This window comes from Paraburkholderia sp. J8-2 (assembly GCF_905220195.1).
In the GTDB taxonomy this organism is placed as follows: Bacteria; Pseudomonadota; Gammaproteobacteria; order Burkholderiales; family Burkholderiaceae; genus Paraburkholderia.
Map to the genome: position 1 here is coordinate 228240 of NZ_CAJMZA010000009.1, position 13755 is coordinate 241994.

Consider the following 13755-nt stretch of genomic DNA (forward strand, 5'->3'; position numbering starts at 1 on the left):
CCGACGCCGCCGCTCTCGGTGTGCGAACAAGGTCAGCGCCCAGTACACGGACGCCGCCTGCACCAGCCGCGCGTTAGCGCGTTATTCCGATTGGCCGCCCTGCTGCTGGGCCGACGTGCCGTTCATCTGATCCTTCATTTCCGAATCGTTGGCCTGACGGTCGGCCTTGTGGTTGATCTTCGCGTCCTTCACCTGCGCCTTGTACTGCGACTTCGCCTGCTTCTTCGCGTCGCTGTACTCGGCGTTCGCCGACTTCTTCGCGCTGCGGTATTCCGCGTTCGCGGCGGCGTTGGCGTTGCGCTTTTGCACCAGCGGGTCAGCGGATTGCGGAGCAGTCAGCGCTTGCGGGGCGGGCGCGGGTTGCGCGATCCCGGCGGCCGCCGGCGCCTGGCTCGGTACGTGACCAGTCATCTGGCCCGGCATTTGACCAGGCGCGGCACGCGGCGCCATCGTTGGGGCTTCGCCGGCCTGCGTCGCGCCCTGGGTCGCGTTTTGTGCCGCGTTTTGTGCATACGCACCTTGCGCGAATACGGCGGCAGTCGTCACGGTGGCAAAAGCGGCGGTAACAGTGAGCAGCTTGCGAATCTGGGTCATGGCGTATCCTCCTTGCAGTGGTTCCGAAGGCGCGTTCGCAGCGGGCAAGCCCGCCAGAGCCGCGCCCCCGCTCGACGGAGCCGTTCAAGGGAAATCTGAGCGGCGCTGTCGATCCGGGTGAAACCATTTTGGTATGAAGATCGCCGTGGGGTCCCGCAACGTTACTCAACGTTTCATTTTCTGACGAATTCATAACATCTGGCCCCGAGATGTGACAGCCGCCGCGGCAAAGCCGCCATCGCTTATGATGCTCACCCTTCGCGCGCTTGCCGCACGCCTTTGAAATTCCAATCCGCCATGCCCAACCTCGATTTCACGCTGACCGGCGACTACGTCGAACTGCACAACCTCCTGAAGATCACCGGACTCGCCGACAGCGGCGGCTCGGCCAAACAGATCGTTGCCTCGGGCGCGGTGAAGGTGGACGGCGAAGTCGAGCTGCGCAAGACGTGCAAGATCCGCGCGGGCCAGGCCGTGCTGCTGGGCGACACGCGCATTGCCGTCAAGGCGCACGAGTGAACCGCCCCGAAACTTGCCCGCAGGCGCCAGCTATGCACCAGATTTGAGCATCTGGATCGACAAGGTCGCTGTCTCGCAATAAGCTTTCAGTTTCGACAGACGAACCCTGCCGCGCGGCGCGCTTATATCGCGCCGCTTGTTTTTCATGACTCGAACCACGCTTTCCCGCCGCGCCGTTTCGGCGCCGCCCACGCTGCGCGGCCACGCCGCCGACACCGCCCGCCTCGCCGGCCCGCTTGCGATCGCCCAGCTCTCGCAGATGGCGATGAGCGTGACCGACACGGTCCTGCTAGGCTCGCTCGGCGCCGATGCGCTCGCCGCGGGCGGACTTGGCGCGAACATGTTCTTCGTGGTGGTGACCGTGCTGCAAGGCGTGCTGACCTCGGTCAGCGTGAGCGTCGCGCAGGCGCGCGGCGCCGACAACGAAAGCCACGTGCCGCACATCTACTGGACCGGCTTCGCGCTCTCCCTGCTGCTCTCTGTGCCGGCGTTCGCGCTGCTCTCCTTCGCCGAGCCGATCCTGCGCGCGCTCGGCGAGCCCACGCTGCTCGCGCATCACATCGGCGAGTACACGGCCGTGCTGCGCTGGGGCGCGCCCGCGAGCCTGATCGGCGTGGGGCTCATGCGCTCGTTCCTGCCCGCCATCGGCGCGGCGCGGCGCCTGCTGTGGGTGTCGATCGCGTGCGTGTTCATCAACGGCTTTCTCAACTACGGGCTGATCCACGGTGCGTGGAGCCTGCCGCGCCTGGGCTTTCTCGGCTCGGCGGTGGCCACCACGATCACCGTGTGGCTCACCGCGTTCGTGCTGATGGCGCTGCTGCACCTGCGGCCTTCGCACCAGCATTTCGTCGTTGCGCGCCGGCCGACGGCGCCGCTGATGGGCGAACTCTTCACCATTGGCTGGCCGGTTGCGATCACCTATGCGGTCGAGGCGACGCTCTTTCTCGCCACCGGCCTGCTCGCGGGCCTGCTCGGCGCAACGCCGCTCGCGGCGCACCAGATCGCCTTGAACGTGGCCTCCGTCACCTTCATGGTGCCGCTCGCGATCGGTCAGGCGGCCAACGTGCGCGTGGGGTACTGGTCGGGCGCGGGCGTGCCGCGCGCGGCGCGCCATGCGGGCTTCGTCGCGCTCGGGCTCGGCGTTGGCTTCATGTCGCTGTCGGCGCTCGTGATGGTGCTCGCGCCGCACTGGATCGTCGGGCTCTACCTGCACCTCGACGACCCGGCCAACGCGCACACGGTCTCGCTCGCGGCCACGCTGCTCGGCGTCGCGGCGATTTTCCAGATCGTCGACGGCGCGCAGACCGTCGGTTCGGGCTGCCTGCGCGGCCTGAAAGACACGCGCGTGCCGATGCTCGCGGCCACGCTCGGCTACTGGGGCATCGGCTTTCCGCTCGGCTACGTGCTCGCGTTCCACTTCGGGCTCGGCGCACTCGGGCTCTGGTGGGGGCTCGCCGCCGGGCTCACCACGGTCGCCGTGCTCATGACGTGGCGCTTTCACCGTATGAGCCGGCGCGCGCAGGCTCACGCTGCCGCCACAAGCCGCGTTGGTTGAAGCGTTCACTTAACCGGCCAGGCCGTACCGGCGCGACCGGGTAAAATACGCGCCTGGCGCCGCACGCGGCGTCCGTCCCACGAGGGCAAGAACAGTTTGGAGACAGCCGCGCCCCGCGAGCGCCGCCGGCCACCCCGGCTACGCTTGCCGCGCGCGGAGCGCTCAGGTCGCACGCATCGACACCCCGCCACGATCCGACGCAAAGCGCGAAACAAACACGCGACGCAACAGCGCGCCATGCAAGCGCACACGCCCAGCGCGCGTGCCGCTGAAGCGTCCCGCGCCACGACATATAACGAATCCACTCACGGACCACCCTTTCATGCTTGCCCCGATTACCCGACTCTTTCCGCTCTGGGCCGTCCTCGTCTCATTGCTGGCTTACTTCGATCCGGGCCTCGTCGCGCCGATAGCGCCGCACGTCACGACGCTCCTGATGATCATCATGCTGTCGATGGGCGTCACGCTCTCGTTCGCCGACTTCCAGCGCGTCTTCACGCGGCCCGCGCCGGTCGCGGCAGGCATCTTGCTGCATTACCTCGTCATGCCGCTCGCCGCCTGGGCGATCGCCAAGGTGCTGCACATGCCGCCCGATCTCACGGCAGGCATGGTGCTCGTCGGCAGCGTCGCGAGCGGCACGGCGTCCAACGTGATGATCTATCTCGCGCGCGGCGACGTCGCGCTGTCGGTGACGATCAGCGCGCTTTCCACCCTGGTGGGCGTGTTCGCGACGCCGCTGCTCACGCGTCTTTACGTCGATGCGTCGATCGTCGTCGACGTGCGCGGCATGCTCATGAGCATCCTGCAGATCGTCGGCCTGCCGATCGCCATCGGCCTCGTCGTCAACCGGCTCGCAGGCGGCCTCGTGCGCCGCGTCGAGCCTGTGCTGCCGCTTGTCTCCATGGTGTCGATCCTCGCGATCATCGCCGCCGTGGTGGGCGGCACGCATGCGAGCATCGCCACGGTCGGCCCGCTCGTCGCGCTCGGCGTGGTGCTGCACAACGGCATCGGGCTGCTTGGCGGCTACTGGGGCGGGCGCCTGCTCGGCTTCGACGAGTCGGTGTGCCGTACGCTCGCCATCGAAGTGGGCATGCAGAACTCGGGGCTCGCCGCGACGCTCGGCAAGCTCTACTTCTCGCCGCTCGCGGCCCTGCCGGGCGCGCTGTTCTCGGTGTGGCACAACCTCTCGGGCTCCGTGCTCGCGGGTTACTGGGCCGGCAAGCCGGCGCGCGGCAGCACGCGCAATGCGCAAAGCGCCGCGAACGCGTCGCCCGAGCGCGGTTGATCGATACGGTGGTCAAGCGCCGGGCCAGCGTTCCGACGCTTACGCCACACGCTCCTGCGGTGCGCGGTCTCGCGCCCCCGCCAGCCTGCGGGGCGCACGCCGCGTTAGCCTCACCTGCAGCCATGCTCGCAGCCTCGCGAAGCGCCATTCGCGCGGCTGTGCCAGAAGCTCGCCCTCGCAGCGCACTTCAAAGCGCACCCCCTCCCGCCATCCACTGATGCGCGCCCGCTCACCAGGCGCAAGCGGCAGTGCTTCGCCCGGTTCGAGCCAGTAGTCTTCGGTATCGCCTTCGACCGTCATCCAGACGCGGCCCTCGAGCGCCATCACCACGCCGCCCTGCGCCACGCGAATCGTGCGGCAAGCGTCACACGGCACCCACAGCGCCAACGCGTCCTTGAAGTCTGCGTGCATCACCACGCGGGTTTCTGCTCTCATTGCGCGCTCCGTTCGTTCGAGATGCGCGCAGTGTCGCGCCGCAAGCCCCACGAACGTTTCCGGCCGCGCTGAAACGTCAGTTGCATGCGGCCCAAGAATTGCTCAAGGGACTTGCTCGCCGCCGCAGGACCAGTAGGCCGCTTCCCGTAGAATTTTTGTGAAGTCGTGCAATGAAAACGAACCATCATGCGGCGTGCCGCCATGGAGAATCCGCTTGCCCGCGCATCCCGCCCCAACCGCAGCCGCGACGCGACGCATGACGAAGCCTGGCGCCTCGCCGTGCGCGCCCACGGTTGCGCCGTATGCCCGCTTTGCGCTCGTTTGCCTCGCGCTGGTCGCCGGCTGCGCAACGCGCCCGCCCGCCACCGACTACCCGCGCGAGACGAGCGCGGCGCTGCCGGCCACGCAGGCCAGCGCCACGCCGCTTGGCGCCGCGCTCGCCGCGCCCGAAGCCGCGCACCCGGGCGAATCGGGCTTTCGCCTGCTCGCCACCGGGCCGGACTCGCTGCAGATGCGCGTCGCACTCGCGCGCGCGGCGACGAAAACGCTCGACATGCAGTACTACATCGCCAACGAGGACACCACCGGCAAGCTGCTGCTAGGCTCGGCGCTCTATGCGGCCGATCGCGGCGTGCGCGTGCGCATGCTGGTCGACGACCTGAATTTTCACGACATCGACCAGCTGATGGCCGCGCTCAACAGCCATCCGAACATCCAGATCCGCGTGTTCAACCCGTACGGCAGCACGAGCGAGTCGATGTACCTGCGCACGCGCAACTTCTTCTCGAACGTCGACCAGTTCACGCGGCGCATGCACAACAAGGCGACGATCGTCGACAACGAAATGGCGATCGTCGGCGGGCGCAATCTCGGCGACGAGTACTTCAACGCCAGCCCGACGCTCGACTTCCGCGACCTCGACGTGCTCACGGCCGGGCCGGTCGCGCAAAGCGTTTCGGCAAGCTTCGACGAGTACTGGAACAGCTCGATCTCGTACCCCTTGAGCGTGCTCAATCATCAGAAGTTCGACGCGCACGATCTCGACACCGCGCGCGACGACCTGCGCAAGCACTGGCGCGAAAGCGCCGAGCCTTACAACGCCAAACCGCTCAACGCCACGCCGCTCGCGCAGCAAATCACGGGCAATACGCTCGGGCTCGTCTGGGCGAAATGGGCGTTCGTGGCCGACTCGCCAGGCAAGATCGCGGGCAGCGAGAAAGGCGAATTGGGCGACGCCATGCGCTCGCTGCTCGACCGCATCCATCAGGCGCATAGCAGCGTGCTGGTGTTCTCGCCGTACTTCGTGCCGCACGACACGGGCGTACAGACCATCCGCACGCTCACTGCGCACGGCGTGCGCGTGGCGATCCTCACCAATTCGCTCGCCGCCACCGACGCCGTTGCGGTGCAGGCCGGCTACAGCCCTTACCGCGTGCCGCTGCTCGAGGCCGGCGCCGAGCTTTACGAGTTCAAGCCGCTGCAGCCCGAGCACGCCGACCAGCGGCGCTTCGGCGTGGTCGGTTCGCGCTCGCGCGCGAGCCTGCACGCCAAGGCCTACGTGATCGACGACAGAACGCTCGTGATCGGCTCGCTCAATCTCGACCCGCGCTCCGCGCGTCTGAACACCGAGCTTGCGCTGACCGTGGAGAGCCCACCGATCGCGCACGAAGTGGCCGACCTGTTCAAGCGTGCGATCTCGCCGCAGGTGAGCTACCACGTGACGCTCGCAACGCCCGCGCAACTGGCGCAGCTCCAGGGCACGACGGTCAACTCGCCGCTCGTCTGGACCGACGAGGAAAACGGCATGATCCGCACCTACAACCTCGACCCTGGTGCGGGTTTCTACAGAAATGTCCTAACCGGGCTATTCTTGCTGTTGCCGGTCGACAGCCAGCTGTGAACCGGTCGTGAAGCGACTGTGAGCACGACCTGGCTGTCGCCCGCGCAAGATCGCTTGATTTACGTTGTAACGTCCGCCGTCGAGCCAGCCGCGAAGCCGCCTTCATCGCCATGAGCGTCGCGCCTTCGCAGCGGCCGCGCCAGCACAGCGCCGCCGCCCAGCCACCACGCGGATCCGAACCCGTCACGAAAGCGGCGCCCTCGCGCGAGCGAGGATGCGCCGCCTCAATCACCGGAGTATCAAATGACCGCAAGCAACGAAAACGTCCGCATGGAGCGCGACACGTTCGGCGAGATCGCCGTGCCCGCCCAGCAGCTTTGGGGCGCGCAAACGCAGCGATCCCTGCAAAACTTTCGCATCTCCACCGAAAAGCAGTCGCCGGAACTGATCACCGCGCTCGCGACGATCAAGCGCGCCGCCGCCGAAGTGAATCTCTCGCTAGGCGTGCTCGACGAGAACAAAGCGAAAGCGATCATGCAGGCCGCCGACGAGATCATCGCGGGCAAGCACCCCGGCGAGTTCCCACTCGCCGTGTGGCAAACGGGCTCCGGCACGCAGACCAACATGAACCTCAACGAGGTGATTGCGAACCGCGCGAGCGAGATTCTGGGCGGCGAGCGCGGCGAGGCGCGCAAGGTGCATCCGAACGACGACGTGAACCGCGGCCAGTCCTCCAACGACGTGTTCCCGACCGCGATGCACGTGGCGGCCGCCTACGGCATCGTCAAGCATTTGCTGCCGGCGCTCAAGACGCTGCGCGATACGCTCGACACCAAGGCCAAGGCTTTTGCCGACATCGTGAAGATCGGCCGCACGCACCTGCAGGACGCCACGCCGCTTACGCTCGGCCAGGAGTTCTCGGGCTACGTCGCGCAGCTCGATCACGGCATCAAGCACGTCGAATCTTCATTGCCGCATCTGTACGAACTCGCGCAGGGCGGCACGGCCGTGGGCACCGGCCTGAACGCGCATCCGCAGTTCGCGCACAAGGTTGCGGAAAGCATCGCGAAGCTCACGGGCGTGCCCTTCGTCACTGCGCCCAACAAGTTCGAAGTGATGGCCGCCGCCGACGCGCTCGTGTTCGCACACGGCGCGCTGAAGACCGTGGCCGCGAGCCTCATGAAGATCGCCAACGACATCCGCTGGCTCGCCAGCGGCCCGCGCTGCGGTCTGGGCGAATTGTCGATTCCCGAGAACGAGCCGGGCAGCTCGATCATGCCGGGCAAGGTGAACCCTACGCAGTCCGAAGCAGTGACGATGCTCTGTTGTCAGGTGTTCGGCAACGACGTGGCCGTGAACATGGGCGGCGCGAGCGGCAACTTCGAGCTGAACGTGTTCCGCCCGATGATCGCGCACAACGTGCTGCAGTCCATCCGCATGCTCGCCGACGGCGCGCTCAGTTTCAACGACCACTGCGCCGTGGGGATCGAGCCGAACCGCTCGCGCATCGACACGCTGCTCAACGAGTCGCTCATGCTCGTGACGGCGCTCAATCCGCACATCGGCTACGACAAGGCCGCGCAGATCGCGAAGAAGGCGCACAAGGAAGGCACCACGCTCAAGGCCGCCGCGCTCGCACTCGGCCACGTGACCGAGCAGCAGTTCGACGAGTGGGTGAAGCCCGGCGAGATGGTGGGCGAGGCGAAGAAATAAGCCCTGTTTGAAGGGCTGAAATGCATAACGGGCGGCGAGGTTCACACCTTCGCCGCCCGTTTTTTTCATGCGGCCGCAACGGCGCGCATGCGGATCAAACCTGCCCTTTCGCCACCTCCTCGGGCTTGAGTTCGACGATCGCGTCGAGCGCTTCCTTCACGTCGAGCGCGTATTTCGCGAGGCGCTTTTGCTCGTCCGTTTCCGGCACGTACGTCGGCACGGGAATCGGGTTGCCGTTTTCGTCGACGGCCACGAACACGATCAGGCAGTCGGTGGTGAGGCGCAGCTGGCCGCTCTTCGGGTCGCCCGCATGCACGGTGATGTGGATGTGCATGGACGTGCGGCCCGTGGCGACCACGCGCGCGCGCAGCTCGACCATGTTGCCGACGAGAATTGGCCGGCGAAAGCGGATGTTGCCCACGCTCACCGTCACGCAATAGCGGCCGGACCAGACCGCGGCACACGCATATGCCGTCTCGTCGATCCATTTCATCAGCGCACCGCCGTGCACTTTGCCGCCGAAGTTCACCGAAGTCGGCTCGGCGAGGAACCGGAACGTCGTTTCCGAACGGTCCAGCGGCTGGGTAGGCGTCTTCATCTCGGCTTGGCTCATGGCGATTACCGCATACGGCGGCCCGTATCGTAGTGTGGGGAATAGAGGCGTCGATTATACGAGTGCAATAAGACAGACAGTCGCAGCCGCTTGCGAAACCCCATTCGCGATTGATTCAGCTCGCCGCGAATCGCGCCCGGTAATCGAGCGGCAGCACGCCATAGCATCGCTCGAACGCGCGCCGCAGATTCTGCTCAGTGCCGAAACCGCAATCGGCCGCAATCCGCTTGAGCGGCCGGCGCGACTGCGCGAGCGCGTGCGCAGCGGCCTCCACGCGCATCGCCGCAACCGTGCGCGCAGGCGTGCGCCCCACCGCGTCGACATAGCGGCGCGCAAAGGTGCGCGGGCTCATGCGCGCTTCCTCGGCGAGGCGCTCGACGCTGAGCGCGCCGTGCAGGTTGGCGGCCATCCAGCCGTGCAGCGCGTCGAACTCCCCGCCCGCGGTGGCTTGCGCCGCAAGCGCCTCGCTGAACTGCGACTGGCCGCCGGGCCGCTTCATGAACACGACAAGGCGGCGCGCCGCCTGCATCGCGACCGCGTGGCCGCAGTCCTCCTCGATCAGCGCGAGCGCGAGATCGATGCCCGCCGTCACGCCCGCCGACGTCCAGACCACACGGCCGCCGCGCTCGTCGCGGATGAAGATCGGCTCAGGATCGACTTCCACGCGGGGAAAACGCCGCGCGAGCTGGGACGCGTTACGCCAGTGCGTGGCGGCGCGGCGGCCGTCGAGCAGGCCCGCCGCGGCGAGATAGAACGCCCCCGTGCAGACCGACGCGACACGGCGTGCATGCGGCGCGGCCGCCGCGATCCAGGCGACGAGTTCGGGTTGCAGCACGGTGGTGTCGTCGACGGGGACGCCGGGCACGATCAGCGTGTCGATCGTGGCGGGGTCGAGCGTGTCGAGCCGCTCGGTGACGATGGGCATGCCCGCAAAGGTCGGCAGCACGCCGCCAGCGACCGAGGCGAGCGTCGTGCGGTAGGCGCAAGGCTGCGCGCCGTTTGCACTGCCGCTCGCGCCGCCGGCCGTGCGCATCGCCAGCTCGGCGCGCCAGAATGCTTCGATGGGTCCGCAGGCGTCGAGCAGCACAAGCTCGGGCGCGACGGCAAATACGACGTGGCGTGCAGCGGCAGGGAAAGTCGGTTCAGACGGCATGACGGCGAACTCGATGCTGACGAAGTGCCCTCATCATCGCACGCGCGCGATTGGCAGTCAGGTCAAAGTAACGTCAAATCCTGCCAGTCGACGGTGACGACAGGATCACGCGTGGCCGCTCACTTATGGAACGTGACGCCTTCGTCGATCGTGCCGTACATCGTGATGCCGCTCGTGCTGTTCGACGGCGGCGTGGAACCGCCTGCACAGGCGGCGCACAAGGCGGCGAGCGCGGCGGCGGCGAAAAGAGCCAGGAAACGTTTCATAAAGGGCAAGCCGATAGCGTGAATAAACGATTCTAGCGCGGCGCTCCCGCGCGCCGCAGTACGTACCACCGCGCGCGACTCGGCACTCATCGAGCGGTTGCAATCGACACTTCATCGCAGAGTGAAACGTCGAATGCGCCATTTCGCTAAAGTGACGGTGTGGGTGAAATCCGCCGCCATCGCCAACCATGAAGGAGCCGCCATGACCCTGCCCGCCACCGACGAATCGAGCCACTTTCCGGGTCTCGCACGCGTTGCCGCGCTGCTCGCCGATCCCGGCCGCGCCGCCATGCTATGGGCGCTCATGGACGGCAGCGCGCGGCCCGCGGGCGAACTCACGATGATCGCGGGCCTCTCGCCTTCGGCGGCGAGCGGCCACCTCGCGCGCCTGACCGATGGCGGCCTGCTCGCGCTCGACGTGCGCGGCCGCCACCGGTACTACCGGATCGCCACCCCCGAGATCGCAGCAGCGATCGAGGCGCTCATGAACGTCGCGCATGTGTCCAATGCCGTCGCGTCGCAGCGCCCGACACCCCGCCCCGCGCGGACGGTGCCGCTGGAGATGCGCCATGCGCGCACCTGCTACGACCACATGGCCGGCGAAGTCGCCGTGCAAGTGTTCGAGCGCCTCGTGGACGGCGGCCTGCTGGTGCGCGACGGCGACATGCTCGAAGCCACGCCGGAGGGCGCGGCGCGTCTCGCGGCGTGGGGCGTGGACGTTGCCGCGCTGCGCGCACGGCGGCGGCGCTTTGCCTGTACCTGCCTCGACTGGAGTGAGCGCAGGCCGCACCTGGGCGGCGCACTCGGCGCGGCGCTGCTCGATTCGTGGACGCACAGCGGCTGGATCGAGCGCACGAGCCGCCCGCGCGTGCTGCGCATCACGCCTAAAGGACAACACGAATTCGATGCGCTCGTCGGCGCATAACACAGCGCGCGAGCGAGGCCGTATTAACTGACAAATACCCAACGAAATCGCGGATTTCGCGCGCAAAAGGTCGTGTTTCTCCCGCGGCCACACGTTCTGTTACATCTGCTGCATAAGCCTTAACAAATCCGCGAGCATGGAAACAAGCCTGCCGGATACAGTGCCCTGCATGGGATGGCAATCGGCGCAACAGCACCAAAGCGCCCGGTCCCATGGACAGGAGAACAAAGATGAGAACGCGCACACCTACGATCACCCAGTTTCGCCGCACGTCCCGCCGCACGCTGTTCGCACTCGCCGCGCTCGCGGCGCTGAACCTCGCCGGCACGAGCGCGGTTTTCGCGCAGGTGGCGCCCCCCGATGCGGCGGCCAGCCCCACCGCTACGGGCGGCGATCCGCCCAGCCGCGTGGCGCGGCTCGACTACATGGCCGGCGCCGTGACCACCGAGCCGGCCGGCGCGAGCGACTGGTCGTACGCGCAGCTCAACCGCCCGCTCACGACCGGCGACCAGCTCTGGAACGACGCCAACGGGCGCTCCGAGCTGCACATCGGCTCGACGGCGGTGCGCCTCGGCGCGCAGACGAGCCTCGACGTCCTCAACCTCGACGATCAAACGGCGCAGCTCAAAGTGCCGCAAGGCACGCTCTCGACGCGTGTGCGCGAAGTCCCGCCCGGCACCTCGTATGAGATCGACACGCCGAACCTCGCGCTCGGCGTGACGAGCCCCGGCGACTACCGCGTGGATGTGGCGCCCGATGGCAGCAGCACGACCGTGACCGTGCGCAACGGCAGCGTGACCGTGTACGGCGAAAACGGTCAGATGCCGATGACGGCCGGTCAGCAGATCCGCTTTGCCGGCACCGACCTGCAGCAGGTGGCGAGCGACCAGGCGCCGCCGCCGGACACCTTCGACCAGTGGGCTCTCGCACGCGACGCCGCCGAAGACCGCTCGGTCTCGGCGCGCTATGTCTCGCGTGACGTCCCGGGCTACCAGGACCTCGACAACAACGGCACGTGGCGCAGCGATCCGCAGTACGGCGAAGTCTGGACGCCGAACTCGGTGCCCGCCGGCTGGGCGCCGTATCACGACGGCCATTGGGTGTGGCAGGCGCCGTGGGGCTGGACGTGGGTCGACGACGCGCCCTGGGGCTTCGCGCCGTACCACTACGGCCGCTGGGCGTACGTCGACGATTCGTGGGCCTGGGTGCCCGGCCCGGTCGTCGAGAGCGCACCGCCCGTCTATGCGCCGGCGCTGGTGGCGTTCGTAGGCGGCGGTGACGGCGGCACGGACTGGGGCGTCAACCTCGCCGTGGGCGGCGTCGCGGCCGCGGGCGTCGCGTGGTTCGCGCTCGGGCCCGGCGAGCCGTGGCATCCGCACTGGGGCGGCTGGAGTCCGAACTACTACCAGCGCGTGAACCAGACCGTCGTCGTCAACAACTACCGGCGCGACGTCAACATCACAAATATCAACGTTCGCAACACCTACGTGAACTATCGCGCGCCGGGCGCTGTGACCGCCGTGCCGGCCACGGCGTTCGTCCACGGTCAGCCGGTCTCGCGCTTCGCGCAGCATGTCGATCCGCAGCAATGGCGTAATGCGCGGATCAACCCGGGTACGCCCGGCATCGCGCCAGTGCAGGGCAGTTTCGGACCCAACATGCGCCGCGCCAACTACCGGCCGCCCGCAGCGCTCAACCAGCGCCAGGTCGTAGCCACGCGCGCGCCGGTCGCACCGCCTGCGTTCCACGACAACCTCGCGCAGCGCTTCGCCCACACCGGCGGCGCGGTGCCGGGCGCGGGTGCGCCCGTGGTGCGCGTCTCGGCGCCGGCGCATGCGCCTTCCTCGCCGTTCGCGCCGGCTTCGCATGGCGCGTGGCCCGCGCAGAACGTGCGCGTCGTGCCGCCGCATTCGCCGGTGCTCGGCGCGGGCGGCAGGCCGGCTGCCCCGCAGGCGCAGGCTGGCCGTCCAGGCATGCCTGGCGGCGCACCTCAAGTGGGCGCCGCGCCCGCCAACGCCATGCCGCGTGGCGCCGAGCATGGCCAGCCGGGCATGGCACCCGCCGCGCAAGAACACGGTGTGCCGCGCCCGCCGCAGTTCGCCGGCCGTCCGGAAGGCGGCGCGCCCGCAGCGGGCCAGCCGGGTCCGGGCGCCATGAACGCGGCGAATGCAGCGCCGCGCGGCGAAGCGCATCAGCCAGCATGGACGCAGCCGCACGCGCCGATGGCCACGCGTGGCCAGCCGGGCGGCAACGAGGCAGGCAGACCGCCCGTCGTCGCGATGCAACAGCAGCGTGACGCGGCACGTGGCCAGCCGCAGGCGCAACCGCAGCAACGCATGCCCGAGCCCGCCGCGGTGCAACGCGCGCCGCAAGCCGAGGCACGGCAAGCGCCGCAGCCCGAGGCGCGCCCCGAGGTCCATCCGCAGGCGCAAGCTCAGCCGCAGCCGCAACAGCGCGCTGAGGTTCGTCCGCAGCCGCAGCCCCAGCCGCGTCAGGAGTTCCATCCGCAGCCCCAGCCGCAGCAGCACGCGGAGGCGCGTCCGCAGCCGCAGCCCCAGCCGCGCCAGGAGTTCCATCCGCAACCTCAGCCGCAGCCGCGCGCCGAAGCCCGTCCGCAGCCACAGCCCCAACCGCGCCAGGAGTTCCATCCGCAGCCTCAGCCGCAGCAGCACGCTGAAGCCCGCCCGCAGCCTCAGCCGCAGCAGCACGCTGAAGCCCGCCCGCAGCCGCAGCCTCAACCGCGTCCGCAACCGCAACCCGCGCCTCACCCGCAAGAGCGCGCAAGCGGCAACAATCACGACGATCGCCACCACGGCTGATCGCCGCGCCAGCAACGCAAAAGCCCGCGAACGTCGCC

Annotated in this window: 12 protein-coding genes; 8 read left to right on the forward strand and 4 right to left on the reverse strand. The window is 68.3% G+C overall.

Going from position 1 to position 13755, the window contains the following annotated elements; translation table 11 throughout:
* Positions 1-81 precede the first annotated feature (81 nt).
* A complete protein-coding gene (locus tag U5A52_RS21575) occupies positions 82-594 on the reverse strand; it encodes a hypothetical protein (protein WP_321936119.1) in 513 nt (170 codons plus the stop codon).
* A gap of 297 nt (positions 595-891) precedes the next feature.
* On the opposite strand from U5A52_RS21575, the gene U5A52_RS21580 reads away from it, so the two are divergent.
* From U5A52_RS21580 to panS, 3 genes are all read left to right on the forward strand, one after another.
* Positions 892-1113, forward strand: a complete 222-nt coding sequence (locus U5A52_RS21580) for an RNA-binding S4 domain-containing protein (RefSeq protein ID WP_321912578.1) — start codon at positions 892-894, stop codon at positions 1111-1113.
* Positions 1114-1258: 145 nt separating this feature from the next.
* Positions 1259-2668: an MATE family efflux transporter gene (locus tag U5A52_RS21585; protein ID WP_321936120.1), complete on the forward strand. Its 1410-nt coding sequence runs from the start codon at positions 1259-1261 to the stop codon at positions 2666-2668.
* Between the two features lie 322 nt (positions 2669-2990).
* Complete coding sequence (panS, locus tag U5A52_RS21590) at positions 2991-3953, forward strand: ketopantoate/pantoate/pantothenate transporter PanS (protein WP_321936121.1); 963 nt, start codon at positions 2991-2993, stop codon at positions 3951-3953.
* 39 nt (positions 3954-3992) lie between these two features.
* Here panS and U5A52_RS21595 read toward each other — a convergent pair whose 3' ends face one another.
* A complete protein-coding gene (locus tag U5A52_RS21595) occupies positions 3993-4388 on the reverse strand; it encodes a DUF2917 domain-containing protein (protein ID WP_321936122.1) in 396 nt (131 codons plus the stop codon).
* Positions 4389-4644: 256 nt separating this feature from the next.
* Here U5A52_RS21595 and U5A52_RS21600 point away from each other — a divergent pair, with 256 nt between their 5' ends.
* The gene (locus U5A52_RS21600) at positions 4645-6288 is read left to right on the forward strand and encodes a phospholipase D family protein (protein ID WP_321936123.1); all 1644 of its coding nucleotides are present in this window, start codon (positions 4645-4647) and stop codon (positions 6286-6288) included.
* 243 nt (positions 6289-6531) lie between these two features.
* Positions 6532-7941 (forward strand): class II fumarate hydratase, encoded by a 1410-nt coding sequence (gene fumC / locus U5A52_RS21605; protein WP_321912588.1) that lies wholly within the window; start codon positions 6532-6534, stop codon positions 7939-7941.
* 94 nt (positions 7942-8035) lie between these two features.
* Here the strand turns inward: fumC and U5A52_RS21610 are convergent, their stop codons facing one another.
* A complete protein-coding gene (locus tag U5A52_RS21610) occupies positions 8036-8539 on the reverse strand; it encodes an acyl-CoA thioesterase (RefSeq protein WP_069262939.1) in 504 nt (167 codons plus the stop codon).
* 130 nt (positions 8540-8669) lie between these two features.
* Positions 8670-9707: a GlxA family transcriptional regulator gene (locus U5A52_RS21615; RefSeq protein WP_321936124.1), complete on the reverse strand. Its 1038-nt coding sequence runs from the start codon at positions 9705-9707 to the stop codon at positions 8670-8672.
* A 111-nt stretch (positions 9708-9818) separates the two neighbouring features.
* Between U5A52_RS21615 and U5A52_RS21620 the strand changes: the two genes are divergently transcribed.
* From U5A52_RS21620 to U5A52_RS21630, 3 genes are all read left to right on the forward strand, one after another.
* On the forward strand, positions 9819-9995 hold the full coding sequence (locus tag U5A52_RS21620) for a hypothetical protein (protein ID WP_321912591.1): 177 nt from the start codon (positions 9819-9821) through the stop codon (positions 9993-9995).
* A gap of 186 nt (positions 9996-10181) precedes the next feature.
* Positions 10182-10898, forward strand: a complete 717-nt coding sequence (locus U5A52_RS21625) for a helix-turn-helix transcriptional regulator (protein WP_321912655.1) — start codon at positions 10182-10184, stop codon at positions 10896-10898.
* Positions 10899-11128: 230 nt separating this feature from the next.
* Positions 11129-13717, forward strand: a complete 2589-nt coding sequence (locus U5A52_RS21630) for a DUF6600 domain-containing protein (protein ID WP_321936125.1) — start codon at positions 11129-11131, stop codon at positions 13715-13717.
* The last annotated feature ends 38 nt before the right edge of the window (positions 13718-13755 follow it).

Excerpts from the sequence above, each read along its gene's own strand:
- U5A52_RS21630 (WP_321936125.1), top strand. The coding sequence starts at position 11,129 with ATGAGAACGCGCACACCTACGATCACCCAGTTTCGCCGCACGTCCCGC.
- U5A52_RS21610 (WP_069262939.1), bottom strand. The coding sequence starts at position 8,539 with ATGAAGACGCCTACCCAGCCGCTGGACCGTTCGGAAACGACGTTCCGG.
- U5A52_RS21575 (WP_321936119.1), bottom strand. The coding sequence starts at position 594 with ATGACCCAGATTCGCAAGCTGCTCACTGTTACCGCCGCTTTTGCCACC.
- U5A52_RS21600 (WP_321936123.1), top strand. The coding sequence starts at position 4,645 with ATGACGAAGCCTGGCGCCTCGCCGTGCGCGCCCACGGTTGCGCCGTAT.
- U5A52_RS21615 (WP_321936124.1), bottom strand. The coding sequence starts at position 9,707 with ATGCCGTCTGAACCGACTTTCCCTGCCGCTGCACGCCACGTCGTATTT.
- panS (WP_321936121.1), top strand. The coding sequence starts at position 2,991 with ATGCTTGCCCCGATTACCCGACTCTTTCCGCTCTGGGCCGTCCTCGTC.
- U5A52_RS21585 (WP_321936120.1), top strand. The coding sequence starts at position 1,259 with ATGACTCGAACCACGCTTTCCCGCCGCGCCGTTTCGGCGCCGCCCACG.
- U5A52_RS21580 (WP_321912578.1), top strand. The coding sequence starts at position 892 with ATGCCCAACCTCGATTTCACGCTGACCGGCGACTACGTCGAACTGCAC.
- fumC (WP_321912588.1), top strand. The coding sequence starts at position 6,532 with ATGACCGCAAGCAACGAAAACGTCCGCATGGAGCGCGACACGTTCGGC.
- U5A52_RS21595 (WP_321936122.1), bottom strand. The coding sequence starts at position 4,388 with ATGAGAGCAGAAACCCGCGTGGTGATGCACGCAGACTTCAAGGACGCG.